Consider the following 24,550-nt stretch of genomic DNA (forward strand, 5'->3'; position numbering starts at 1 on the left):
CCTTTCAAGTGCGGAATTTCAATACGAAGCATCAAGAATGCAACACTACACTAGCACCTGCTTGATCAGATAAATCCGTCCGCGCGGGCCATCCAGCTCATCGCCCAGCAATTGATACGTGGGACAGGTTGCGGTACAAAATCCGCAGTGCACACAGGCGCGTAAAATCGCCTCGGCTTCCTGCCCTTCGCGGGTGTCTTTAATGAATGCTGCTAAATTGGTTTGCATATAATCCTGTGATTCAGTGACCGCTCAAGTGCGCTCAATTGCGAGTAAGGCCCACGCTCATCCGTCCTACAAATCCGGATACATCCGCCCCGGATTAAAAATCCCCGCCGGATCAAATGAGGCTTTCAGGTTGTGATGAATTTGCGCGACTGCGGGCGCTAAAGGCTGGAATACACCGACATTATTTTTATCCCCACCCCGATACAAGGTCGCGTGACCGCCGACGGCACTGACGGCCGCGCGTATTGCCGCGGGATCGGCATCGGTGACCAGCCAGCGTTGCGCCCCTCCCCATTCGATTAGCGTGCTACCCGGCAAACCTAATGGCGGCGTCACCGATGGCACTGACAAACGCCATATCGATGATGCTGTAGTAAAAAATGCGTGGGTCTGTTCACGCACGCCATGCCAGAACGCGTCGGCAGCCGGCACCGCGTCGCCGCCCATCTTCTTCTCCGCAGCACTGACCGCCGCTTGCGCACCCGACAGCCGGATAGACAACACGCCATCGCACCAGCAACTGGCAGAAATCGGCAAAGGCTGACCGCCCCATTCGTTCAACCAGCGGATCGCTTCCGTCTCGGCGACTGCAAAGCGCCGGCTGCTAACCGCGATTGGCTGCGGCAGCACTTTCAAGGAGACTTCGAGTATCAGCCCTAGTGTGCCGAGTGAGCCGGTCAGCAAACGCGAGACGTCGTAACCGGCGACGTTCTTCATGACTTGCCCGCCAAAGTGCAGGACATCGCCCTTGCCATCCATCAGTACCGCGCCCAACATAAAGTCGCGCACGGCACCCACGGCCAGACGCGAAGGACCGGACAAGCCGCTGGCAACCATTCCGCCCAAGGTCGCGTCGGCGCCGAAATGGGGCGGTTCAAATGCCAGCGCCTGATGGCGATCTGCCAGCGCGGCTTCAACCTCCGCCAATGGCGTCCCACAGCGCGCGGTGATCACCAGTTCGGTGGGCTCGTAGTCGATGATCCCGCGATGCGTGCGCGTGTCGAGTAACTCGCCGCGTGATGGTTCGCCGTACCAGTCTTTCGTGCCGCCGCCGCGAATGTGCAGTGCGCTGCGAGCGCTACTTGCTGTGAGAATCTGATCCCTGAATTTTTGTACGTCCATAGTCTCGCTTCAAGTAATTCTGTTGGCTTCAGTAAATTTGCTTTTAGAATCTCGGCAACTCGGGAAATTTCATTTGCCCGCGTTGCACATGCATTTTTCCGTATTCGGCGCAGCGGTGCAGCGTCGGAATCGCCTTGTCTGGATTGAGCAGGAAGGCAGTGTCGAACGCGCGCTTGACGCCAAAAAACGCCTCGCGCTCCTGCGCCGAAAACTGCACACACATCGAATTGATTTTCTCGATGCCGACGCCATGCTCGCCGGTGATGGTGCCGCCGACTTCGACGCACAACTCCAGGATGTCGGCGCCGAACAGTTCGGCGCGATCGAATTCGCCCGGGACGTTGGCGTCGAACAGGATCAGCGGGTGCAGGTTGCCGTCTCCGGCATGGAATACATTGGCGCAGCGCAAGCCGTACTTGATTTCCATGTCGGCGATGCCGAGCAGCACGCGCGCCAAATGTTTACGCGGAATCGTGCCGTCCATGCAGTAATAGTCGGGCGAGATGCGGCCGGCCGCCGGGAACGCGTTCTTGCGTCCGGACCAGAACCGCAGCCGTTCTGCTTCCGATTGCGACACCTCAATGCGGGTCGCACCACTGCCGTTGAGTACCTCGCTCATGCGGCCGATTTCTTCTTCCACTTCTTCGGCTGTGCCATCCGATTCGCATAACAAAATCGCCGCAGCATCGATGTCGTAGCCCGCTTTGACAAACGGCTCGACCATGCGCGAAGAGGTCTGGTCCATCATCTCCAGCCCAGCCGGAATGATGCCGGCGGCGATGACGTTGGCGACCGCATTGCCGCCTTTGACCACATCGTCGAACGACGCCAAGATGACGCGCGCGGCTTGCGGCTTTGGGATCAACTTGACGGTGACTTCGGTGACGATGCCAAGCATGCCTTCAGAGCCGATGAACACCGCCAGCAAATCCAGCCCCGGCGCATCCAGCGCTTCGCTGCCGAGTTCGACGATGTTGCCGTCGATCGTCACCATCCGCACCCGCAGCACGTTGTGCACGGTCAGGCCGTATTTCAGGCAATGCACGCCGCCGGAGTTTTCGGCGACATTGCCGCCGATGGTGCAGGCGATCTGCGATGAGGGATCAGGCGCGTAATACAGGTTGTGCGGCGCGGCGGCATCGGAAATCGCCAAATTGCGCACACCGGGTTGCACCACGGCGGTCCGCGCGAAAGTGTCGAGCTTGACGATTTTGTTCAATTTGGCGGTCGACAGCACCACGCCATCGGCAATCGGCATCGCGCCGCCCGACAAACCGGTGCCGGCGCCGCGCGGCACGATAGGCACTTTCAGATCGCGGCAGGTATTGAGAATCGCCACGACTTGCGCCTCGTTTTCTGGCAGCGCAACCACCATCGGCAGTTGACGGTATGCCGCCAGGCCATCGCATTCGTACGGACGGGTATCTTCCTCATTGAACAATACCGCGTATGCCGGCAGCAAAGCGCGCAAGGCAGAAACCACCTTGCGTTGCCGCGGCAGTATCAAGGCCGGATCAGACAGGACATTCATGATGGGTTCCTCTTGTCGCATTTCATGGTTGGTTGGCCGGCCGGGGTCTTCGGCACCAATCGGCCATGGACAGTGATTGCCTGCAGCGATGCGCTCTCAATGAAATGCAACTACTGCACCAGCAAACTGGCGCGTCTTGAGCTGGGAGAAAGCGAGCGCCGCTAGCATCACAACGACAGCAATTGCCGCCGCCAGCGTCGATAGCACCGCATTGTTGAACGGGTCATACACGTGCGACCACATGATTTGTCTCCTACAGAATGGTTGGATTCCGCTTGCACTCGGATTTTTTCTCTATGGCAAGACTGGATAAAGCTTTGTTTGGCGTGACGGATTTCGCCCGCAAACCGCGTTTAAAGTTGTATAACAATAATACATCATACAACTAGTTTTTTGAAGTATAGGAAGGAAGCTGTATGATGTCAATACATCCAACAACTTTTTAAACTGATGGTTGGCAAATTAAAAACAGAGGCACATATGGTTGACGTCACGCACTTCCAAACGGAGCCAATCGCTGCGGCCGGCACGCTAGCCGACCGCGTCACCGAGGTGCTGTTGCAGAAGATCAAAAGTGGCGAGTTTGCGGTCAACTCGCGCCTTCCGTCCGAACTGGTAATGGCAGAGCGCTTCGCTGTGAGCCGCACCGTGATCCGCGAAGCGGTATCTCGCCTCAAATCGGAGGGCTTGGTTGAAACGCGGCAAGGCAGCGGCACCATCGTAGTGGAACCCAGCATTAGCGCGCCATTCCGGATCGACGTCGATGTGAAAGATTCGATGCAAGCGGTGCTGCGCGTGCTCGAACTACGCCGAGGGCTGGAAGCTGAAATGGCGGCGCTGGCTGCCGAACGCCGCACGGACGCACAAAATACGCAGATCAAGCAGGCCTTGCGCGATATTGATCAGGCAGTCCTCGCTGGCCGTGATGGGGTGGACGAAGATTTGGCTTTTCATAAGGCGATTTCAGAGGCTACTGGCAATCCTCTATACACATCGCTGCTTCAATTTCTGAGCCAGTTTCTCCAGGCAGCCATTAGGGTGGTCCGTATCCATGAGGCGCAACAGAAGGATTTCAACGGGCAATTGCAGGCCGAGCATGGTGCGATCGCGGACGCAATCGCACGCAAGGATGCATCCGCCGCACGCACTGCCGCATGGCGGCACATGGAAAATGCTGCAGTGCGCATTAAGGCCGCCGACGACGGATTTTGGAACAGCGAGGGGGGCGAGGTGGCGCGAAGCCTCGCCAAATCTGAAGTTTAGTGGCATGACTTGATGGGACATACAGTCAAGCCCAGCAATTCGTCAAGCGGTAAGTGAAGACGACCAAGAATGATGGCGCCGATGCCGCGGGAACCATAATGATCCTTTTCCTGGATTTTGACGGCGTGCTACATCCGGATCCTTGTGACGAAGGCGAACGGTTTTCGAGATTGCCAGCATTTGAGGCCCTGATGCGCGACTTCCCGGCCGTGGAGATCGTGGTGAGCAGTTCTTGGCGGGTAGCCAGGACACTAGACGATTTGCGAGCTTTTTTCGCGACCGACATCGCTCAGAGAATTATCGGCGTCACGCCGCCCGACTCCCGGGAATTTCCGGAATTGGCGCAGATTATCGGGCCAGGCTATTTCCGGCAGATCGAGATTGAGGCATGGATCCGCCATTTTGGTCGCGCCCGGGAACCATGGCTGGTCCTGGATGACCGCGCTTACTTATTCAGGCCGTTTTTGCCCAACTTGATCTTGTGTGATGGCGACACCGGCTTAACTCCAGCCGTCGAAGAAAAGCTTCGGCAAAAATTAAATCACCATTCTCAGTAGGATTTTCGTCTGCTGACCTTGGCCACGACGACGGCCAGCACGGTGGCGCGGGATATGGCGTAGCGCCGCAACAAGCTGCCGACGCTGGCGCCGCGCTTGCAATAGCAAGGCCGGTTCAGCAATGCGAGAGAATTTTTCAGTGAAGATGTTCTTGACTTCATTGAAGGGATCGTCGGATTGCATAGCCGAATACAAACGAAATTTTTTGGAGCGATCTGCTGTTTGAGCATGTATCCTTCTTCGTGATCGCAGAGTGTGGTCGAAGTAGAATTGCGGCGAATAGTCCACTGCCCATTTACATGTCGGCTACTAACTGATGCGCTGCAATCTTGGACGAAATTGAACAACGCGAGGGAGAGAGATGAGTAATGATATAAAGGATTGTCCCGTATGCGGGGAGACGATCAAGCAGTCAGCAATCAAGTGCCGCTTTTGTAATACTGATTTATTGGCCTTCAAAGCAGGTCAGGAGGCCGAAATTGAAAAGCCTCTGTATTCAGGCCATCCGGCGATCATCCATAGTGTGTGGCAGTGGATACCAATCGTTCTCACCTTGGGTATTGCGTACCTGTTCTATTGGTTCACTAGTATTGGGATCACCTATCAAATCACCACCCAAAGAATCAAGATAGAACGCGGAGTTTTGTCCAAAGCCAAGGATAGTGTTGAGCTATTCACTATCGAACATTTCGATCTACATAAGCCGCTGGGAATGCGACTGGCGGGATACTGCGTTCTACGACTTCGGTCATCTGATACCGATTTCCAGACCGTGTCAATCTACGGCATCCAGAACCTTGAATCACTGGCTGATACGCTTCGTGAATGTTCCTTACGTGAGAGAACAAGGCGGCGCATTACTTCGATAATTCAGCCGTAATATGACTGAGCAGGACATCAAGCCGGAATATTTACAGGGCCACCTCTCTTAAGGGCACCAAAATCGCAATGGATCCATTAAAGGACTTTACGGTGCTTTGCTCGAACAGCCCTCGGATGGTCCATCGCTCGGGGTGCCTAGACGATATAGAAAAATTCAAGTTGGAGCACTACCATGGATGAATGTCCGACAGACAATGATCTGCTGAAACTTCGTGATGAAATTCGAACTTTCGTTGCTGAACGTGACTGGGACCAATTTCATACCCCAAAAAATCTATCCTCAGCGCTTTGTGTTGAAGCGGCAGAGCTTCTCGAGCACTTCCAATGGCTAAAAACCGGCTCCAGTGAGGAGCTTAATGCGACGAAAATTGAGCAAATTCGGCATGAGATGGCGGACGTGTTGGTCTACTTAATTCGCCTAGCCGATAAGCTAGACATAAATCTCAACGCTGCGGTGCTCGAAAAAATGGCGCTTAATCGAATCAAATACCCTGCTGAAAAGGTCCGGGGTGACTCACGTAAATACTCGGAGTACTGAGTTGATTTGGAACATTATTTTCACCGAGAATCGCATAAAGGCTGCAGCATCGAGCTCCTCAGGGGTCAGGAGCGGCAGGCTTGCGAGATACTTTCGCAAAAGCCTTCTTGAGAAATGAGATCGGCTAATTATTCCAGCAAAGTCGACGCAGGTAACTAGCAGCTACGAATTCCAACTTTCGATTCATTGCGCCACACGCAGCGCTCTAACCGGTCGGACAAGCCGAAAGTTGGCTGCTGACAGAGGGCGGCCGTGTTTTTCGTAGGGCTATGTGCGACAAGGTCGCGGGGCTAATATCAATTGCCGACCGGCCGGATCACCCGCACACGGAAACCGCGCCTTGACACTTCGAGGTGTGCGAACTATAAACAAAAAATGCACTGTTTTATTCCAGCTATCACCGCTAGGAGTAATGCAATTCGCATCTGTCTGCACGGCCGTATTTGTTGGTAACGGCACCAATAAATGCTCTCACACAACCAAACCTCGAAGGAGCGCAAACATGAATCGTTTTTTCAGAATAATCAGTCGCGTTTTGATTGCGAGCATGCTGCTGAGCTTTCATCCGGTACACGCCGGTATCGTGGGAACCGACCAGTTGATCAGCGCGACACAGGTACAAGGCGACCGTGAAAAGGTGTTGAACTTCATCAGCCGCGCGAATGTCCAGCAGCAGTTGGAGACACTGGGGGCGAAGCCGGGGACGGCGAAAGACCGTGTCGCTGCCATGACTGACGAAGAAGTCAGAACCATCGCCGGCCAACTCGACACCTTGCCCGCCGGCGGCAACGGCTGGGCTATTGCGGCAGGCGTCCTCATTGTCGCGGCGGTTCTGTATTACGCGTACAAGTAATGCGCTGCATGCGGCTCGGAATATCGGCCCGCCTCCTGGCGGGCATTCTTTTTTTGGCGCTGACGCTTGGTGGCTGCGCAATTGCGCCACAAACGCGCCTGCTGGAAACCAATCGTCCAACCGACTTGCCGGTGCGTATAGAGCTTACGGAAGTCCCCTTCTTCCCGCAGGAAGAATACCAATGCGGACCGGCCGCACTTGCCACGGCCCTCAACAGTGTCGGCGTGGCGATCTCCCCGGATACATTGACCGATCAGGTTTATCTGCCTGCACGCAAAGGCAGCCTGCAGATCGAAATGCTTGCAGCCACGCGCCGCAACGGGCTTGCCGCATACGTTCTCGCGCCTCAGCTTGCCGATGTGCTCAGGGAAGTCGCGACGGGTACGCCGGTCGTCGTACTGCAGAATATGTTGGTGAGCTGGGCTCCGCTGTGGCATTACGCAGTCGTGGTCGGGTATGACTTGGACAAGTCGAAGCTGATCCTGCGCTCGGGCACCAACGCCCGCCAGGTATTGCCGTTTTGGTATTTCGAACACACTTGGCAGTTCGGCGGGCATTGGGCGATGGTGACGGTCCGCCCGGATCGCATACCCGCCACCGCCACCGAGATCGGCTATACGTCCGCTGCGAATGCGCTGGACGCAAGCGGACAAAAAACAGCCGCCGCCACCGCCTATTCCACGCTTTTGGCACGCTGGCCGAACAGTCTGGTCGGCCAACTGGGGCTGGGCAACATTTACTATGCCGCCGGCAAGCTGGCCGAGGCTGAATTCGCATTCCGGAATGCGACAGAAAACCACCCGGACTCGGCCCCGGCATTCAACAACCTGGCGCAGACCCTCGCGGATCGGGGGAAGCTCCCGGCAGCATTGCAGGCAGCGCAATCGGCGGTAAGTCTCGGTGGGCCTTTTCTTTCTGCATCCAAGGACACGCTTGAGGGCATTTTGAGCAGAGGGGCCGCGCCACCTTTATCACGCTAGAGTGCAGCTTATTGGATGGATCGGCGGCTTCACATTTCCGTGGCGGAGAACTTGACAACATCGGTAAAAGCGCTGGCGTTGGTGTTGGCTTCGCTTGCAAGCATGTATTCTTTGAGCTTGTTGCCATCAAAAGCAAACGCCGGTGACGCGACCAGCAGCATACAGATCAGAAGTTTTTTCATCATGCCCCCTTGATTGTTTGTCACTGTAGTGTAGGCGATGATCGGTGCGCTTAACGGCTATGCTTGAAGGGAAGTCGCTTGACCGGGATATGCCTTAACGCCGCGCCAAGGCGCTGATGCTGGTTCCGGTCATAAATCCTTTAATCATCTCCTGACGATCCGCTACGGTCGTTTTAGGCGGCCGGCCGAACGTTTTTACAAATTTCTACGATAGCCGCCAATGTGTTGGGTTCTATCTGACAGCTGCCATGAAATGTGTTTGGCAACTCCAGACACTTGACCTGCACCACCTCAAAAAGCATCGAAAAACGTCCGGTCGAAATCTAAATATTCTTATATTTTTCAATTACTTACGTCTATTCGCGCGGTGCATGGCTTGGGCTGGCACGCCCTATGCTTTATGTCCACCGAGCGCAACGAAATGCTCATCCAGCCCAACCAAACCTTTAGGAGAACTACCATGAAATCGACTCTGATGATCCAAGACCTGTCCCTCGACAAGGAACTCGACGGCCGTGAAATGTCTGCCGTACGCGGCGGTTTTAACGCCACTAATATCGGCAGCTTCAACCAGGCCGCTATTCAAAGAGGTGGGTTTGCCAGCCCGAACACGCAAGTCGGCGTGTTTACGCCGGTCGTGACCAATACCGACGTCAATTTGACCAGCCTCACCAATGTTCTTGGCAATATGCATGCAGGGGTGGCCCAGATTTAAAGGGCCACGAGAGCCGCCTTACAGGGATAGTCCAATCCTCTGCTGTGCGGCTCTCCGCTTTGCCGTTCTTGGGAATTTTGGAGATACAACATGAGTGCAATTACGATCAATGACCTCCCCACAAACCGCGCCTTGGACCGCAAAGCGATGTCGTCCATCAGAGGCGCCGACGGCGCCCCGTCGGTCTATGGATGGATTAACGCTTACTCTCCTGCCACCACTAGCCTCGTTCCGGTCGTCAACTTCTACCAGGCCAACAACAGCTTCTATATCGAAAAGATGATTAATCAGTCCCAGACAGTCAACATCAACAATTCGGGGGCCAATTCGGCTATTAACGCGGTCCTTCTAAGTTCCCTCAGCTCGTCATAATCGAAGTCCGCCAGATGTGGAACGCATTGGTATGGCCGATGCGCTACTTGGGGGCTTGGTTTAGCCGGTTCAATCATGAGCGGGCTGATTTTGGGGCTTCATGCCCTGCTTGGGGTAAAAATGGCCGCTGTGGTGCAAACCAGCTCATCGATCCACTTGCATAGCCTTGCGGTGCTGCCGGCGTGACCGTCGCCCGGTATCGTCACCCTGGCCGTGGTCGATGGCGTGGCTGCGGCCTTGTGCTGATCTGTATCCCCGCCAATATCGGCACAGGGTCTGCCGTCCCTGCCAGCATCCGTCCGATGGGCCAAGCCGCTACTCGATCTGGTCGCCAAGGATGTCAGCATAGGTGCCGACGGCGATTGTACGGCTCTATTTGCGTGCGCGCGGGAACAGTAGGCTGTGCCCGTCGGGAATTCGGCCGCTTATTTCTACTGTAGCGATGACCGGCTTGCCGAAATCATTCGCATCTATTCCGACTTGTCCGAAGCAAAACGCGAAGCGCCGCATTCAGCAGCGACCGCGCTGATTGAATAATGCGCATCGGATCAACGATGGCGCTGGCGGCGGTGCCGATTGGCTGCTCGATGGCAGCAACCGTGGATGGGGCCGACTGCGAGACTGCTGGCGCCGACCGCACCGGATTGCGCTACTCCAGCCGGAAGCCTACCTTGATCGTGACCTGGTAGTGCGAAACCTTCCCGTCTGCGATATGTCCTCGCGACTCGACCACTTCATACCAATCCATGTGCTTGACCGTGAGCGCGGCCTTGGCAATCGCGTCGCGTATCGCCTGGTCGGTACCCTCGGTTGAGGCGCCGACCAGTTCGATGAGCTTGTAAGTCTGTGCGGACATGATGTTTTCCCAATTAACGCGACAGAACCAATTTTTACCCGCCTCAAGCAAAATACGCCTGTTTCACTTCTTCGCTATTGCGCAGCGCATCGGTGCTGCCGCTGGCGACCACGCGGCCTTGCATCAAGACATAACCGTAATGCGCTACCGCCAGCGTCTGGTGCACGTTTTGCTCGACCAGCAAGATGCTGATGCCGAGCTGGTTGATGCGCTGGATCACGCTGAAGGTTTCCTTGACGAACAGCGGCGACAGGCCCAGCGACGGTTCATCGATCAACAGCAGCTTGGGGGCCGCCATCAGGCCGCGCCCGATCGATAGCATGGCTTGTTCGCCGCCGGACATGGTGCCGCTCAATTGTTTGGTGCGTTCCTTCAGGCGCGGGAAAATTTCATACACTTCATCCAGCCGCTGGCGGATCACGCCGGCACGGCTTTCGCGGTAGGCACCGATCTGCAGGTTTTCTTCGACTGTCATCTTGGGAAACACCTTGCGTCCTTCCGGGATGCAGGCGATGCCGGCCTGATTGATCAGATGCGTCGGCAGGCGCGTGATGTCGCGTCCCTCGAACCGGATGTTGCCACTGCGCGGCGCGGTCAGCGACAGGATCGAGCGGATCAGGGTCGACTTGCCCGAGCCGTTGGAGCCGAGGATGCAAGTGATCTTGCCCGGTTCGACCTGGATCGAGACATCGGTCAAGACATCCGCCTTGTCATAGGCGGTATAGATATTGTTCAGTTGTAGTCCGCGATGATGAATGCTCATGACTGCCCCAAGTAAGCTTCTTGAACTTCCGCATTGGCGGCAATTTCACGGTAGGTACCTTCGCACAGTTTGCGGCCGTAATTGAAAATGATGCAGCGGTCGGTGATCCGTTCGATCACATTCATTTCGTGTTCGATGATCACGATAGTCAGGCCGGCGATGCGTTCGCGCACTGCCAGGATGTCATCCATCAATTCCCTGGTTTCTTCATGCGTCATGCCGGCCGATGGTTCATCCAGCAGCAGCAGTCTGGGCCGGCTGATCAACGCGCGGCAGATTTCAATGCGGCGACGGTCGATCATGTTGACCGAGCCGGCCGCGTCGAACAGCTTGTTGCCGAGTGACTTGCTGAAGGTGGTCACCAGTTGTCTGGTTTGCTCGTAGTTTTCTTCAAATTGCTGTTTCAGCTTTTTGCGCTGGATCAGGTTGAACCAGAAGCCGTGATTCAAATGCTGGTGATTGCCGATCATGATGTTGTCGAAAATGGTCAGCGGCAGGCACAGGCGCGAACGCTGGAAAGTGCGGGTGATGCCGGCGCGATAGATTTTCTGTGCCGGCAGTTGGCCGATTTCACGATCTTCAAAAGCGATGCTGCCGGCACTGGCGGTATAGATGCCGGTGACGACATTGAAGAAGGTGGTTTTGCCGGACCCGTTCGGTCCCAGCAGACCGAGTATTTCTCCGCGCCGGATATCCAGGCTCAAATCGTTCAGCGCGGTCAGGCCGCCAAAGCGCATGGTCAGGTTGCGGCATTGCAAAATAGAGGCGCTCATTTGCTGCTCCAGCCGGGAATATAGCTGCGCAGGCGGCGCGGAAACAGCCCGTCCGGACGGAACAGCAGGATCAGGATGACGGCCAGCGCATACAGTAAAAAGCGGTATTCCTGGATCGCTTGCAATTTTTCCGGCAACAGTACCACCAGCGCAGCGGCCGGCAGGATGCCCCAGGGATTGCCGATGCCGCCCATCACCACGATCGAAATCAGGATCAGCGAATCGCCGAAGGTGAAGTTGGTCGGCGCGACAAAGCCGGTCATCATCGCAAAGAAAGCCCCGGCGACGCCGGCAAAGCCGTTGCCGAGCATGAAGGCAGTGATTTTCCAGCGCCGGATGTTGATGCCAAAGGCGGCGGCGGCGGTTTCATCGATGCGCACCGCATCGAAGCTAAGGCCGATCCAGGAGCGTTCCAGCCGTTTGGTGATGGTGAAGGCCAGCGCGGCCAGGATCAATGCGCAAATTGCATAGTTGGCATAGAACGAAATTGTGATGTCGCCCAGCTCGATGTTTTCACGCAGCGACCAGCCGAATATTTTCATCCCGGCCACTTTCAAGCCTTGCGGCCCGCCCAGCGTATCGTTGACTTCCAGGAAGGTGCGAAACAGGATGCCGAAGGCGATCGTCACCAACGCCGCGTAATGGCCGCGCGTGCGCAATACCGGCAACAGCAGCAAGCCGCCTATCGCTGCCGATGCGATGCCGCCGATCAGCAGGATCAACAGATGCGGCAACTGCGTATGGGCCACCAATACCGCAGCAGTGTAACTGCCGATACCGAAAAAGGCCGCGCCGGCGAAATTCACCACGCCGCAATAGCCGATCTGGATATTCAGGCCGAGGCAAACGATGGCATACAGCAACACCGTGGAGAGCATCAGCAAGGCGAAATGTTCTTCATGGAATACCACCAAAAAAGAAAGGAAGGCCAGCAGCACGATGCCGTGCATCAAGTGATGGTGGCTGGAGAAGGCTTGCTCGGCCCGGCTGGCGATGCCGCTCCTGGTGGCGGCGAATGCGGCCAGTCCGGCCCCGACCAGTAAGGCCAGCAAGAGCCACTGATTGTCCGCCGCCATGGCACGCATCGCAAAGGCCGTGGTCAGCAGCACGCCGCCGATGGACAAGGTTAGATTTTTGCTGGTGGAAGACATTTGTTCAAACCCTTTCACTGATTTTTTCGCCGATCAGGCCGGTCGGCTTGAAGCCGATCAGGACGATCACGATGCCGAACGCGACCACGTCCTTGTAGGCGCTGGCAAACGGCAGCGCGACGACCCCGATAATCTGCAGCGCGGCAAACAGGAAGCCGCCCAATATGGCGCCATAGATATTGCCCAGGCCGCCGATCACGGCTGCGCTAAAGCCGATCACGCCCAGCATCAGGCCGGTGCCGAAATTGACTTCGTTGTAGTACAGCCCGTTCATTACTCCTGCCAGTGCAGCCAGGCCGGAGCCGAGGCCGAAGGTCAGCAGCACGATCATTTCAAAATTGATGCCCATGATCCGCGCCGTCTCGCCATCTTGCGCGACGGCACGGATCGCCAGACCCAGCTTGGTGCGGTTGATCAGCAGATTGACCAGGTAAATCACCAGCACTCCGACCAGAATCAGGATCAGGGTATCCAGGCGCAGGATGAATTGACCAAAGTGGTACGACGTGGTGGGCAGCAAATGCGGGAAGGATTGCGGATTCGAGCCGCTCGGATAGAACAGCCGGATCGATTCCCTGATCACGGTGCCGATCATCAATGTGATCAGGAGCGTGATGAAGGGCGGTGCGCTGCGTAGCGGCAACACGAAAAATTTCGCGATGACGGCGCCTAGCACAGCCATGCTGGCGATGGCGCTGAACACCACGGTCACCAACAGTACAACGGGCGACTGCACACCGGCCTGATGCAGGCCGAGATAACTTGCCAGCCCGACAAAGACGCCCAGGGTCAGCACATCGCCGTGCGAGAATTTAATGACATCGAGTACCCCGAAAAACAGCGTGAAGCCGACCGCCACCATCGCGTAGATGACGCCTAGCATCAAACCGTTCCATACATATTGCCCAATGAGTCCGAGGTCCATATTGCGTATCCGGTCAAGGGTTCGCCGCACGCGGCGAACCCGGGTTAATGGCGAGGGAGGGTACGCTCCTTAACGGCCCTTCAGCTTGCGCTTGCCGCTGGCATATTCGCTATCGTTCCAGTCCAGCCATTTGCCGTCTTGCACCACGTATTTAGTGGTAACCGGATTGATGTTTTGGCCGTAATCGTCAAAGCTGATCTTGCCCACGATCGAGTCGTAATTCTTGACCTTGCCGAGTTCTTCGTTGATCTTCTTACGGTTCGGGCCGACCTTTTCTATCGTGTCCATCACCAGCGTGGTGGCCGAGTAGGCATACGGACCATACGCTTCAGGCGGCTCGTTGTACTTTTGCTGGGTGTATTTTTCGACGAAGAATTTACCGCCGGGCAATTTTTCAACCGGCGGGTTGTCGTACATCGCGACGGTGCCTTCCGCCAGCGTACCGGCGCCGTTGACGAAGGCTTCGCCGACGATGCCCGAAGTACCCTGGAACTGCGCCGTGATCCCCAGCTTTTCCATCTGCTTCAGGACGCGAATGCCGATCGGCGTCAGGCCGCCAAAGTAAATAATTTCAGGATTCAATTCCTTGATCTTGGTCAGCTCGGCATTGAAATCTTGCTGGTCGGCACCGACCCCGAAACTGCCGAGCATGGTGCCGCCGTTTTCTTTCAGGAACTGGCTAAAGTACTTGAACATCGACTTGCCGTAATCGGTCGTATCGTAGATCGCTACCCAGCGCTTGTATTTTTGCGGACCGGTCAAAAATTGTGCGGCGACTTTATTCTGATTAACCAGCGTCGCACTAACGCGGTGCATTTCCTTGGTCTTTTGGCCGTAAATGATTTCCGGCAACACCGCTGCCCAGACCACGGTCGGGATGCCGAACTGGTGGTATACATCGACTGTGGCGATGGCAACCGAAGAACAATAATGCGGGATCACCGCCATGATGCTGTTATCGGTGGCGGCCTTGGTTGCAACCTGCACTCCGACGTTGGGTTTGCATTCGTCATCGAGATTGATCAGGCTGAAGTTGTATTTCGATTTGGGATCGCCGTTATGCAGCTTGACCGCGAGTTCGGCCGAATTGCGCCCGCCCAGGCCGTGCGCGGAATTGGAGCCGGTCAGGGGACCGATGAAGGCGATTTTCACCGTATCCTTGGCCGACGCCGCGAGCGGCCCTGCACCGATGCCGAGGCCGACGATCAAGGCACTTAGTTTTCTTGTCAACGATGCTTGCATTTCCGATACTCCCCGTAAAGTTATCGCACGAATGTGACCGCCATGCGGCAGCCACAGCTGGAAATCATTACATCATCCGGGCCGGAAGTGATTGTTACTCGAAGCGACGTTCCATTGTCCTTTTCCGACAGGCCCCTAGCCAGTGCAATGATGCAAGTCGCGGCCTGCAAGCCGAAATGTGGGCCTGAAAATTGCTTTGTTTTCTGAGCTGCAATAAGCATTGTCTGGTGCTTGCTTAAGCCGCAACGGGGGTGTTTTCAATCGTTTTCTTGTTGCAGAAGTGACATTGTCAATGAATCGGCTTGCGCTAGCCTGTCGGGGCAAGTCTCACTAAAAAGAAGGCTGAAAATGGCTGTGAACGAAAATACCAAGCTGTCTGTCGCGTTTGTGCTTGCACCCAATTTCACGATGGTGGCTTTTTCCGCTTTCGTTGATACGCTGCGCCTGGCGGCGGACGAGGGCGATCGCAGCCGGCCAATTCAATGTGCGTGGACTGTGGTCAGCCATGATATGCGGTCGATCAGAGCCAGTTGTGGCATCCAAATCATGCCGACGGCAGAACTGCCGGAGCCGCATGGTTTCGACTATATCGTGGTGATTGGCGGGTTGCTGGACGGGCCGAAAATTGCCCCCGCGTTGGGTGCTTATCTGAAGCGTGCCGCCTCGCTGCATGTGCCATTGGTGGGCCTCTGTACCGGCAGTTTCATCCTGGCCAGGCTAGGCCTGATGCAGCAATACCGGACCTGCGTCAGTTGGTTTCACTCCAATCAGTTTATTGGCGAATTCCCGGAACTGGAGGCAGCATCGGACGAATTGTTCGTGGTTGACCGGGATCGGCTAACCTGTGCCGGCGGCACTAGTGTGGTGCATCTGGCGGCCTTTCTGGTGGAGCGGCATTGCAACAAGGCGCAGGCTGCCAAGGCGCTTCGGATTTTGATCGAAACCATGCCGCTATCGGCGAATACGCCGCAACCGCAGCCTTTGTTTACCGAAGAAACCGATAATGTGCGGGTGCGCAAAGCCATGCTGCTGATCGAGCGCAATCTCGGTACGCCGCTTTCTGTCGATTTCATCGCGCAGCATGTGCATGTCAGCAGCCGACATCTGGAACGCCTGTTCCTGGCCGAAATCGGCATGAGTCCATCCACTTTCGCCATGAAGCTGCGTTTGAGCAATGCTTACAATTTGCTGGCGACAACGAAAAATTCGATTATCGATATAGCGATGCAATGCGGCTTTCAGAGTAATTCGCATTTTGCGCGGAGTTTTCGGGGGGCGCATGGGATGACTCCTTCGCAGGTGCGTGAACCGTTCCGCAGCATCTGTTCAAATTAGTGTACGACCCATCGACCGGGCGGACATGGGCGCATTGGCTCGACAATGCCGATGAGGCGCGCGTCGGCAAGCCGATCAGCTACGATGAACTGGTTCGTCGCACCGGGATGGATTCCATACCTGCGCTCTCTGCGATGAAGGCCGCAGCATGACTGATCTGTCCGCCTTTGATCAATACGATAAGCTGGCTGACATGCTCATCGAGCAAGCCACCAAAGAACAAATTGCCGAATGTGCCCGGTTGCTTGCTTTGAACCTTGCCCACCACCAGAGTCTGCATGGGGAAATACCGCTGGACGAAACATTGGCGATCCTGGACGTGACCGCGCCCAATGCAGCGCAAGCCAAACTGCTGACCGATGGCATGGTCAATCTTATCGGCACACTGGGCAATGTTTGCAGCGGCCTGGGGGAGGTGAAGCATTGGGCGTGCTGCCATGCGACTGACAAAATGCACTCTATTTTGTGTGGACGATGACTTTAAAGACAACTGCAGTGGGAAACCAATTGGCCCGCCTCCGCGCAGACGATCGAGTTTACCTCCAAGCCGACTGGGGGCAAAGGACCGAACACCAGAAGACCCCAACCCAGTTGCCGCCGAATTTCTTCAGGCGAAGGAGGCGGTGTCATTTCCTGTGAGCGACGTTCAAGATACTTGCGTATCACGTACTTTGATGGGTGGTTTGCCTGCATCACGATGACCTCGCAGCGGTAACGTTGCATCAACGCAGCCCGCACAGATATCGATGCACTGGCTTCCGAATTTGCCGGTCCTTGAGGTGACCGGCTCACCTGCTGGTTAGCGCACATACAGACAAGATCTCGGTAGTGCGCTTTATGTACGCAAGTTCATCGTATCCGCGCGCGGTTCTCACTTCTGTACGTTGCCGCACACTTACTCAAGTTTGATCAAGAATGCAGCCAGTGGCCCCGGCTCAAACGCACAGTCCGAAATGAAGAGTTGCAATGTTGACGCCGTCGGCAAGAAGGGCACTTCGGTTCGGCTTTTCGTTCCATATTCGCCGCGCCCGCTTTCCAATGCCTGAAAGCGGTCGCTCGCGGGAGACGGCTTGTGGCCGTTCTGAGCCGTTCGACCTCAAGCGAAGCGCCTCTTCTAAAAGTGCATTGAGTACCTGAAAGCAGCCTCTGCAACAGCATCACGTCTCAAAAACGCTTACATGAAGAAAAATAATTCTCAAAAAGAAAAAGGATTACAAGCCGAAGCGTGTAACCCTTTGATTTTATTGAAAATTATGGTGGGCCTCCCGTGAGTCGAACACGGCACCAACGGATTATGAGTCCGCTGCTCTAACCAAGCATGAGCTAGAGGCCCAATCTGTTACATACAGACAGCTGCCGCTGCCCGCCTCTCTTTTCTATGGAGATTCGGGACAGCGGCATTGCCGCTACTGCGTATTAATTGCCTTCCAGGAAGCTCTTCAGCTTGTCGGAGCGCGATGGGTGACGCAGCTTGCGCAGCGCCTTTGCTTCGATCTGGCGGATGCGCTCGCGGGTGACGTCGAACTGCTTGCCGACTTCTTCCAGCGTGTGGTCGGTCGACATCTCGACCCCGAAACGCATGCGCAGCACTTTTGCTTCGCGCGGGGTCAGCGAGTCGAGCACGTCCTTGACCACGTTGCGCATCGAGGCGTGCAACGCCGCATCGGCCGGGGCCAGCGTGTTGTTGTCCTCGATGAAGTCACCCAGATGGGAATCGTCGTCGTCGCCGATCGGTGTTTCCATCGAGATCGGCTCTTTCGCGATCTTCATGATCTTGCGGATCTTGTCTTCCGGCATTTCCATCTTGATCGCGAGCGTCGCCGGATCCGGCTCGGCACCGGTTTCCTGCAGGATCTGACGCGAGATGCGGTTCATCTTGTTGATGGTCTCGATCATGTGCACCGGGATACGGATGGTGCGCGCCTGGTCGGCGATCGAACGCGTGATGGCCTGACGGATCCACCACGTCGCATAGGTTGAGAACTTGTAGCCGCGACGATATTCGAACTTGTCGACGGCCTTCATCAGGCCAATATTGCCTTCCTGGATCAGGTCGAGGAATTGCAGGCCGCGGTTGGTGTATTTCTTGGCGATTGAGATTACCAGACGCAGGTTGGCCTCGGTCATCTCGCGTTTGGCTTTGCGCGCGCGCATTTCGCCGGCGGCCATCTGCTTGTTGATGTTGCGCAGATCCGGCAGTGGCAATACCACACGTGCCTGCAGGTCGATCAGTTTTTGTTGCAGTTCCTTGACGGTCGGCACGTTGCGGCCGAGGATCGCGCTGTAGGCCTGACCAGCGTCGACTTCTCCATCGACCCACATCAGATTGGTTTCGTTACCTGGGAAGACCTTGATGAAGTGGCTGCGCGGCATGCCGCACTTGTTGACGGCCACATCCAGAATCTGCTTCTCGATATGGCGCACTTCATCGACCTGGCCGCGCAGCGTGTCGCACAGCTTCTCGACGACCTTGGCGGTGAAGCGAATCCCCAGCAGTTCTTCCGAGATCGTTTCCTGCGCCTTGATGTACGGCTTCGAGTTGTAGCCTTCTCTTTCGAAGGCCTTGCGCATCCTGTCGAACTGGGTCGAAATCGTCGCGAATTTTTCGAGCGCGGTTTTCTTCAGCTGGTCCAGTTGCTCGGCCGAAAAACCTGCCGCGCCGCCATTGGTGCTAGCCTCTTCCTCTTCATCTTCTTCCGCTTCGTCTTCGTCGTCCTCTTCGTCGTCGGCAGCGGCAGCGGCGACCGCGGCTGGCGGTGCAATATCGGACGCATTTTGATCAACCAGGCCGTCGACGATTTCGTCGATCTTGATTTCATCGTTCGCGATTTTTTCCGCGGAGGCGATGATTTCGGCAATGGTGGTCGGACAGGCCGAAATGGCCTGAATCATGTCTTTCAGACCGCCTTCGATACGCTTGGCGATTTCGATTTCGCCTTCGCGGGTCAGCAGTTCGACCGAACCCATTTCGCGCATGTACATGCGAACCGGGTCGGTGGTGCGACCGAAATCGGAATCAACGGTCGACAGCGCGGCTTCGGCGGCGGCTTCGGCTTCGTCGTCGCTGGCCACGGTCGCGACGTTATCCGTCAACAGCAAGCTTTCGGCATCGGGCGCGTGTTCATACACCGCAATCCCCATGTCGTTGAAGGTGCCGATGATGCCCTCGATCGCTTCCGGATCGACGATATTTTCCGGCAGGTGATCGTTGATCTCGGCGTAGGTCAGGAAGCCGCGTTCCTTACCGAACTTGATCAGGTTTTTCAGTTTTTGCCGGCGCCGCTCGAGCTCTTCCTCGGTGGCCTCGGTGTCGGACGAGAAGGCGTCTTTCAGCAAGGCCTTTTCTTTCGCCTTGCGATCCTTGGCCTTGGCCTTGTCGACCGCCTTCAATTCGGCGCGTTCGACCGCGTTCAGTGCCGCGACTTCATCGTTCTCAGGCTGAAATTCCTTTGGCTTGCGGCCGCGACGACCAGGCACCTTGACCGTCGGCAAGAAATAGCCGGAGGTATCGATCGCTGCCAGCGTCGCCGCATCGGTGGTCTGATTGACCACTGGAGCAGAGGTATTTCGGACTTCTGGCTGTACTTTTTCTGGCTTGGCCGCGCTTTTTGCCGGCTTGGCAGCTGTTTTCGGTTCGCTTTTCAACTCGGTTTTCTTGGATGTCACAGATGCTTTCGATTTCATGGCGGAGGGCTTGGCCGCGGCGCCGGGCGAGGATTTGCCGGCAGGAGCGGCAGCCACGGTCGGTTTTGCGGCGGTCTTCGCGACCACTTTGGTGGCGGTCTTGGCCACGGTTTTACTTGGTGATTTGGCGGCTGCCACTTTGGCGGGCGCGGCCTTGGCCTTGCCCAGTGATTTGGCAGCTATTTCAGTCCTGGCAACAGATTTGGCCGGCGCTTTTGACGACGTCGGTTTTGCGCCAGCCGGTTTCGCATTTTTAGCGGTAAGCGGTACAGTTTTCGCGGGTTTCTTCATTGCGTTCGCCATGGAATCAACTACAAACTTGCTAGATTGTTCATGTTGCACGGAATCCCCGCGCATTTTACGGGACCGAATTACAATTTATCCACCGACTCGGCTGCCCATACCAGTGCCTTCTGGTTTCAGCGGCATTTACATCGACGCTGCGCGCCGCATGACGCGGCACCGGGTACTGAAGACATACATACCCTAAGGCCTTGAATACTAAGCCTTTAATTATAGCATGCTGAGATGTTTTCTTCCAGCATGACAAGCATCGGCCAGTCCATCCTGGCCCGTCCCGCCATCACACACGTCGGGCAATTTCCGCCTGCGCTTCTTGCCGCAATTGCTCTTGCTGCAACATCAATTCGCGCATTCTGGCGCCGGCACCTTCGACATTGAGACCCGAAGCCGACAATTCGTTCAATTCGGCAGTCAATTTCTGCATCTTGGTTTGGCGTACCGCACCGGCCAGCTCCAACCGCGCCGATTCCGGTTCGGATTCGGTGTCGGCGGCGATCTCGGCGATCATCGCATCGAACTCCGAGCCGGTCTGGCGCAACTGCTCGGCCAGCGCCGCGAAATTGGCATGCGGTCCCAGTGCCTTGCTGGTCGTCACCAATAGCTGCAGCATTTCGGCGTTGTCCGGCGCAAAATGGGCGAACGCGGCAATCGCTGCCTGGTCCAGATCGGCTGCCAGCACCGGATGCGTGACCAGCAAGCGCATGATCTGCCGCTCCAGCCCGACTGGCGGCTGGCGGTTGCTGCGCGGCGGCGCCAACTTGGCACGCGCAATCGGTTTACTCAACTCGAACAGCGATTCGATTTCGGCCGGCGTAGTCTGCGTCAGTTGCGCCAGACTGCGCACAATCTGCAGCCGCAACGCCGATGGCGGCATCGCCTGCAACAGCGGCTTGGCGTCGAATTGCGCCCGGGCACGGTCTTCCGAACTGCTCAGATTATTGTCGGCGGTCACTTCATTGAGCAGAAATTGCGATAAAGGCATCGCCTCGCGCACCTGCTGCTCGAAGGCGTCGCTGCCGCGCTCCCGGATGTAGCTGTCGGGATCATGCTCGGTCGGCAGGAACAGGAACTTGATAGTCTTGTTGTCCGATGCATGCGGCAGGCTGGCGTCGAGCGCGCGGCGCGCAGCGCGACGGCCGGCCTTGTCGCCGTCGAAACTGAAAATCACATGGTCGGTCTGGCGCAGCAGCTTTTGCACATGCGTCGGCGTGCACGCGGTGCCCAAAGTCGCGACCACCTGCGGAAAACCAAGTTGTGCCAATGCCACCACGTCCATATATCCTTCGGTCACCAGCGCATAGCCGGCATCGCGGATCGCCTGGCGCGCTTCGAATAAACCGTATAACTCGCTGCCCTTTTGAAATAGGGGCGTTTCGGGCGAATTCAAGTATTTCGGCTCGCCTTCTCCCATCACGCGTCCACCAAACCCGATGACCTGGCCTTTGGTATTACGAATCGGAAACATGATGCGTTCGCGAAACCGGTCATAGCGCTTGCGGTGATGGCCTTCTTCATCGCTCTTGTCGATCACCAACCCCGCTTCCGCCAGCGCGCTTTGTTCGTAATCGGGAAATACCGCGCGCAGACTGTCCCAGCCTTCCGGCGCGTAACCAAGGCCGAATCTGGCGGCGATCTCGCCGGTCAGGCCGCGCCCTTTCAGGTAGGCGATCGCGGTCGGCGCGCTGCGCAATTGATTACGGTAAAAATCGCAAGCCTGCGTCATGGCGTCGGACAACGCCAGGCTCTTGGCCTGATACGCCGCGCGCTGCGCCGGCGGCAGCCGGTCGTCGTTTTCCGGCACGGTCATGCCAGCGTTCTGCGCCAGATCCTTGACCGCCTCGATGAAACCGAGCCCGGAATACTCCATCAGGAACGAGATCGCGGTGCCGTGCGCGCCACAGCCGAAGCAGTGATAGAACTGCTTGGTCGGGCTGACCGTGAAGCTCGGCGATTTTTCGCTATGAAAAGGACACAGCCCCATCAAATTGGCGCCGCCCTTCTTCAGCTGCACGTAATTGCCCACCACGTCGACGATATCGATGCGGTTCAGCAAGTCCTGAATGAAGGATTGTGGGATCACGGGGCGTTAGTCTTGCGCAGGCGGTTATGGCAAACATTTTGCCGATGGTGGTGCCGATGGGTGGCCGGGCCGCCGTGTGGCCGGCCGAACCCTTGGCATCAAGCCTTGGTCAACGCGGCCTTGACCAACCCGGACACCGCCGTCATGTCGGCGCGGCCGGCTAATTTCGGCTTCAGGATCGCCATCACCTTGCCCATGTCCTGCGGGCCGGCGGCGCCGGATGTCGATACCGCAGCAGCGACTTCGGTGGCCACTTCGGCATCCGACAATGCCGCTGGCATATAGGCCGACAAAATCGCCAGTTCGGCCTTTTCGATGTCAGCCAGATCCTGGCGTCCGCCTGCTTCGAACTGGCTGATCGAGTCCTTGCGCTGCTTGATCATCTTTTCGATGATGGCCTGCGTCTGCGCATCGTCGACTTCGATCCGCTCATCAACCTCTTTTTGCTTGATCGCAGCAGTGATCAGGCGGATCGTGCCGAGCTTGACGCTATCCTTGGCGCGCATCGCTGCCTTCATGTCTTCGGTGATTTGTGCTTTCAGGCCCATGGCAACTCCGCTCATTCAAATGGTGTCAGTGGAAACGGGAAAGCCCGCTGCGGAAAACCGGAGCGGGCTAGCGATCATCGGCCGCACACTGTGCGGCGAACAATCAGAATAGTTTTTTCGGCAATTGCTGGCTGCGGATACGCTTGTAGTGGCGTTTCACTGCAGCGGCCAGCTTGCGCTTGCGCTCTGCGGTCGGCTTCTCGTAAAACTCGCGCGCGCGCAACTCGGTCAGCAAACCAGTTTTTTCAATAGTGCGCTTGAAGCGACGCATCGCAACTTCGAACGGCTCGTTTTCTTTAAGGCGAATAGTGGTCATGTAAAATTCAAACCGAGGTTTTATGAGGAAGACAGCGATGTTAGCAGGTTTGGCCGGCGAATGGAAGCCGGGTCGGTAATTATTGACAAATTGGCGGTGCAGTGTCGCAAATTGGCAATGCGTTGGCGCGACGCCTACCTTATACCGCCAGCCCGGCCGCCATGCCCGAGGCCCAAGCCCACTGGAAGTTATAGCCGCCCAGCCAGCCGGTCACATCGATCGCCTCGCCGATGAAATGCAGGCCGGGCACCTGGTTGACCATCATGCTCTGCTGCGATAGTTCGCGGGTGTCGACGCCGCCGCGCGTGACTTCGGCCTTGCGGTACCCTTCCGAGCCATTCGGCGTGATAGCCCAGCGGTTGAGCGACTCGCCCAGCGCACGCAGCTGCTTGTCGGGCAGGTCGGCGACCCGCGCATCCGCCTTGCAGCCCATGCTGTCCAGCCAGCCGTCAGCCAGCCGCGCCGGCAGCCATTGCGCCAGCACGTTATTCAGATTCTTCTTGATCGTCGATTTACCCTCGATCAGCGTCTGCGCGACGTCGACCTCGGGCACCAGGTTAAGCCGCAGCGCAGTGCCGGGCTGCCAGAAGCTCGATATCTGCAACACCGCCGGCCCGGACAGGCCGCGATGGGTAAACAGCAGGTCTTCGCGGAAGGTCGCCTTCGTCTTCTTGTCGCCGGTGTCGATATCGACCGGCAGCGCAACCCCGGCCAGCGGCACGAAAGATTGCCAGCTGGCATCATCGAAGGTCAAGGGCACCAGCGCCGGACGCGGCTCGATCAGTTTCAGGCCGAATTGTTTGGCGATGCGGTAGGCGAAATCGGTCGCGCCGATCTTCGGGATCGACAGTCCGCCGGCGGCGATGATCAGCTTGCCGGCGCTGATCTGGCCGGTGCTGCTGTCGAGGCGAAATGCGCCGTCCGCCGTCTGGCCGACCGCCTCTACCTTGCACGGCATGCGCCAGTGGACGCCACCGGCATCGCATTCCGCCTTCAGCATGCGGATGATGTCCTCGGCCGAGTCGTCGCAGAACAGCTGCCCCTTGTGCTTCTCGTGATAGCCGATGCGGTGGCGCTTGAGCAGGCCCAGAAAATCCTGCGGCGTATAGCGCGACAGCGCACTTTTGCAGAAATGCGGATTGTCCGACAGGAAATTGGCCGGACCGGCATGCAGATTGGTGAAATTGCAGCGACCACCGCCGGAAATGCGGATTTTCTCCGCCAGCTTGGTCGCGTGGTCGATCAGCACCACCGTTTTGCCGCGCTGCGCAGCGACTGCCGCGCACATCAGGCCGGCAGCGCCGGCGCCGATCACGGCAACATCGTATTGTTTAGACATGACTACTTTAAT

Annotated in this window: 27 protein-coding genes, 1 tRNA gene and 1 pseudogene; 11 read left to right on the forward strand and 18 right to left on the reverse strand. The window is 56.9% G+C overall.

What is annotated here, in order from left to right:
- Nucleotides 1–51: 51 nt before the first annotated feature.
- The 4 genes and pseudogenes from ACFOFO_RS02520 to ACFOFO_RS02535 all read right to left on the reverse strand — a co-directional run.
- A pseudogene (locus ACFOFO_RS02520) lies at nucleotides 52–228 on the reverse strand (4Fe-4S dicluster domain-containing protein); the annotation flags it as partial.
- A gap of 66 nt (nucleotides 229–294) precedes the next feature.
- Complete coding sequence (glcE, locus tag ACFOFO_RS02525) at nucleotides 295–1,350, reverse strand: glycolate oxidase subunit GlcE (protein ID WP_390330766.1); 1,056 nt, start codon at nucleotides 1,348–1,350, stop codon at nucleotides 295–297.
- Nucleotides 1,351–1,393: 43 nt separating this feature from the next.
- A complete protein-coding gene (locus ACFOFO_RS02530; protein WP_390330767.1) occupies nucleotides 1,394–2,881 on the reverse strand; it encodes an FAD-linked oxidase C-terminal domain-containing protein in 1,488 nt (495 codons plus the stop codon).
- A gap of 96 nt (nucleotides 2,882–2,977) precedes the next feature.
- Nucleotides 2,978–3,124: a hypothetical protein gene (locus tag ACFOFO_RS02535; protein ID WP_390322634.1), complete on the reverse strand. Its 147-nt coding sequence runs from the start codon at nucleotides 3,122–3,124 to the stop codon at nucleotides 2,978–2,980.
- Nucleotides 3,125–3,361: 237 nt separating this feature from the next.
- Between ACFOFO_RS02535 and ACFOFO_RS02540 the strand changes: the two genes are divergently transcribed.
- Nucleotides 3,362–4,144 carry a FadR/GntR family transcriptional regulator gene (locus ACFOFO_RS02540; protein WP_390330768.1) on the forward strand — a complete coding sequence of 261 codons (783 nt, stop codon included), beginning with the start codon at nucleotides 3,362–3,364 and terminating at the stop codon, nucleotides 4,142–4,144.
- Nucleotides 4,145–4,197: 53 nt separating this feature from the next.
- Nucleotides 4,198–4,701 (forward strand): HAD domain-containing protein, encoded by a 504-nt coding sequence (locus tag ACFOFO_RS02545; protein ID WP_390322632.1) that lies wholly within the window; start codon nucleotides 4,198–4,200, stop codon nucleotides 4,699–4,701.
- Here ACFOFO_RS02545 and ACFOFO_RS02550 read toward each other — a convergent pair.
- Nucleotides 4,695–4,862: a hypothetical protein gene (locus ACFOFO_RS02550; RefSeq protein ID WP_390322631.1), complete on the reverse strand. Its 168-nt coding sequence runs from the start codon at nucleotides 4,860–4,862 to the stop codon at nucleotides 4,695–4,697. The two genes, ACFOFO_RS02545 and ACFOFO_RS02550, sit on opposite strands and share 7 nt — an antisense overlap.
- Before the next feature lie 200 nt (nucleotides 4,863–5,062).
- Between ACFOFO_RS02550 and ACFOFO_RS02555 the strand changes: the two genes are divergently transcribed.
- The 4 genes from ACFOFO_RS02555 to ACFOFO_RS02570 all read left to right on the forward strand — a co-directional run bounded on the left by ACFOFO_RS02555 (nucleotide 5,063) and on the right by ACFOFO_RS02570 (nucleotide 7,954).
- Complete coding sequence (locus tag ACFOFO_RS02555) at nucleotides 5,063–5,581, forward strand: PH domain-containing protein (protein ID WP_390330770.1); 519 nt, start codon at nucleotides 5,063–5,065, stop codon at nucleotides 5,579–5,581.
- A gap of 174 nt (nucleotides 5,582–5,755) precedes the next feature.
- Complete coding sequence (locus ACFOFO_RS02560) at nucleotides 5,756–6,121, forward strand: nucleotide pyrophosphohydrolase (RefSeq protein WP_390322629.1); 366 nt, start codon at nucleotides 5,756–5,758, stop codon at nucleotides 6,119–6,121.
- A gap of 502 nt (nucleotides 6,122–6,623) precedes the next feature.
- Nucleotides 6,624–6,974, forward strand: a complete 351-nt coding sequence (locus ACFOFO_RS02565) for a PA2779 family protein (protein ID WP_390322628.1) — start codon at nucleotides 6,624–6,626, stop codon at nucleotides 6,972–6,974.
- 8 nt (nucleotides 6,975–6,982) lie between these two features.
- Nucleotides 6,983–7,954 (forward strand): PA2778 family cysteine peptidase, encoded by a 972-nt coding sequence (locus ACFOFO_RS02570; RefSeq protein ID WP_390322627.1) that lies wholly within the window; start codon nucleotides 6,983–6,985, stop codon nucleotides 7,952–7,954.
- Between the two features lie 29 nt (nucleotides 7,955–7,983).
- On the opposite strand, the gene ACFOFO_RS02575 is transcribed toward ACFOFO_RS02570, so the two are convergent.
- Nucleotides 7,984–8,139: a hypothetical protein gene (locus ACFOFO_RS02575; protein ID WP_390330771.1), complete on the reverse strand. Its 156-nt coding sequence runs from the start codon at nucleotides 8,137–8,139 to the stop codon at nucleotides 7,984–7,986.
- Between the two features lie 457 nt (nucleotides 8,140–8,596).
- On the opposite strand from ACFOFO_RS02575, the gene ACFOFO_RS02580 reads away from it, so the two are divergent.
- The gene (locus tag ACFOFO_RS02580) at nucleotides 8,597–8,851 is read left to right on the forward strand and encodes a hypothetical protein (RefSeq protein WP_390322625.1); all 255 of its coding nucleotides are present in this window, start codon (nucleotides 8,597–8,599) and stop codon (nucleotides 8,849–8,851) included.
- A gap of 90 nt (nucleotides 8,852–8,941) precedes the next feature.
- Complete coding sequence (locus tag ACFOFO_RS02585; RefSeq protein ID WP_390322624.1) at nucleotides 8,942–9,223, forward strand: hypothetical protein; 282 nt, start codon at nucleotides 8,942–8,944, stop codon at nucleotides 9,221–9,223.
- A 649-nt stretch (nucleotides 9,224–9,872) separates the two neighbouring features.
- Here ACFOFO_RS02585 and ACFOFO_RS02590 read toward each other — a convergent pair.
- The 6 genes from ACFOFO_RS02590 to ACFOFO_RS02615 all read right to left on the reverse strand — a co-directional run bounded on the left by ACFOFO_RS02590 (nucleotide 9,873) and on the right by ACFOFO_RS02615 (nucleotide 14,933).
- A complete protein-coding gene (locus ACFOFO_RS02590) occupies nucleotides 9,873–10,079 on the reverse strand; it encodes a dodecin (RefSeq protein WP_390322623.1) in 207 nt (68 codons plus the stop codon).
- A 43-nt stretch (nucleotides 10,080–10,122) separates the two neighbouring features.
- The gene (locus ACFOFO_RS02595) at nucleotides 10,123–10,842 is read right to left on the reverse strand and encodes an ABC transporter ATP-binding protein (RefSeq protein WP_390330773.1); all 720 of its coding nucleotides are present in this window, start codon (nucleotides 10,840–10,842) and stop codon (nucleotides 10,123–10,125) included.
- Complete coding sequence (locus ACFOFO_RS02600) at nucleotides 10,839–11,615, reverse strand: ABC transporter ATP-binding protein (RefSeq protein WP_390330775.1); 777 nt, start codon at nucleotides 11,613–11,615, stop codon at nucleotides 10,839–10,841. The genes ACFOFO_RS02595 and ACFOFO_RS02600 overlap by 4 nt, the downstream gene beginning before the upstream one ends.
- The gene (locus ACFOFO_RS02605; protein WP_390330777.1) at nucleotides 11,612–12,766 is read right to left on the reverse strand and encodes a branched-chain amino acid ABC transporter permease; all 1,155 of its coding nucleotides are present in this window, start codon (nucleotides 12,764–12,766) and stop codon (nucleotides 11,612–11,614) included. The genes ACFOFO_RS02600 and ACFOFO_RS02605 overlap by 4 nt, the downstream gene beginning before the upstream one ends.
- Before the next feature lie 4 nt (nucleotides 12,767–12,770).
- Nucleotides 12,771–13,691, reverse strand: coding sequence for a branched-chain amino acid ABC transporter permease (locus ACFOFO_RS02610; protein WP_390330779.1), 921 nt, complete (start codon nucleotides 13,689–13,691; stop codon nucleotides 12,771–12,773).
- 69 nt (nucleotides 13,692–13,760) lie between these two features.
- Complete coding sequence (locus ACFOFO_RS02615) at nucleotides 13,761–14,933, reverse strand: branched-chain amino acid ABC transporter substrate-binding protein (protein ID WP_390330780.1); 1,173 nt, start codon at nucleotides 14,931–14,933, stop codon at nucleotides 13,761–13,763.
- Between the two features lie 348 nt (nucleotides 14,934–15,281).
- Here ACFOFO_RS02615 and ACFOFO_RS02620 point away from each other — a divergent pair, with 348 nt between their 5' ends.
- Genes ACFOFO_RS02620 through ACFOFO_RS02630 form a run of 3 tightly spaced genes read left to right on the forward strand, consistent with a single transcriptional unit; the run spans nucleotide 15,282 to nucleotide 16,746 of the window.
- Complete coding sequence (locus ACFOFO_RS02620; RefSeq protein WP_390330782.1) at nucleotides 15,282–16,268, forward strand: GlxA family transcriptional regulator; 987 nt, start codon at nucleotides 15,282–15,284, stop codon at nucleotides 16,266–16,268.
- Complete coding sequence (locus tag ACFOFO_RS02625; protein ID WP_390322619.1) at nucleotides 16,268–16,420, forward strand: hypothetical protein; 153 nt, start codon at nucleotides 16,268–16,270, stop codon at nucleotides 16,418–16,420. The genes ACFOFO_RS02620 and ACFOFO_RS02625 overlap by 1 nt, the downstream gene beginning before the upstream one ends.
- A complete protein-coding gene (locus tag ACFOFO_RS02630; protein WP_390322618.1) occupies nucleotides 16,417–16,746 on the forward strand; it encodes a hypothetical protein in 330 nt (109 codons plus the stop codon). Before ACFOFO_RS02625 ends, ACFOFO_RS02630 begins: the two co-directional genes overlap by 4 nt.
- A 776-nt stretch (nucleotides 16,747–17,522) precedes the next feature.
- Here the strand turns inward: ACFOFO_RS02630 and ACFOFO_RS02635 are convergent.
- The 6 genes from ACFOFO_RS02635 to ACFOFO_RS02660 all read right to left on the reverse strand — a co-directional run bounded on the left by ACFOFO_RS02635 (nucleotide 17,523) and on the right by ACFOFO_RS02660 (nucleotide 24,538).
- Nucleotides 17,523–17,601 (reverse strand) — tRNA-Ile (locus ACFOFO_RS02635).
- An 83-nt stretch (nucleotides 17,602–17,684) separates the two neighbouring features.
- Nucleotides 17,685–20,243 (reverse strand): RNA polymerase sigma factor RpoD, encoded by a 2,559-nt coding sequence (gene rpoD / locus ACFOFO_RS02640; RefSeq protein ID WP_390330784.1) that lies wholly within the window; start codon nucleotides 20,241–20,243, stop codon nucleotides 17,685–17,687.
- 292 nt (nucleotides 20,244–20,535) lie between these two features.
- Nucleotides 20,536–22,335 (reverse strand): DNA primase, encoded by a 1,800-nt coding sequence (dnaG, locus tag ACFOFO_RS02645; protein ID WP_390330786.1) that lies wholly within the window; start codon nucleotides 22,333–22,335, stop codon nucleotides 20,536–20,538.
- 98 nt (nucleotides 22,336–22,433) lie between these two features.
- Complete coding sequence (locus ACFOFO_RS02650; RefSeq protein ID WP_390327884.1) at nucleotides 22,434–22,883, reverse strand: GatB/YqeY domain-containing protein; 450 nt, start codon at nucleotides 22,881–22,883, stop codon at nucleotides 22,434–22,436.
- A gap of 103 nt (nucleotides 22,884–22,986) precedes the next feature.
- Complete coding sequence (gene rpsU, locus ACFOFO_RS02655) at nucleotides 22,987–23,199, reverse strand: 30S ribosomal protein S21 (RefSeq protein ID WP_008451879.1); 213 nt, start codon at nucleotides 23,197–23,199, stop codon at nucleotides 22,987–22,989.
- Between the two features lie 139 nt (nucleotides 23,200–23,338).
- Nucleotides 23,339–24,538, reverse strand: coding sequence for a BaiN/RdsA family NAD(P)/FAD-dependent oxidoreductase (locus tag ACFOFO_RS02660; protein WP_390322617.1), 1,200 nt, complete (start codon nucleotides 24,536–24,538; stop codon nucleotides 23,339–23,341).
- Between the last annotated feature and the right edge of the window lie 12 nt (nucleotides 24,539–24,550).

Source organism: Pseudundibacterium arcticum (assembly GCF_042646465.1).
GTDB lineage: Bacteria > Pseudomonadota > Gammaproteobacteria > Burkholderiales > Burkholderiaceae_D > Undibacterium_A > Undibacterium_A arcticum.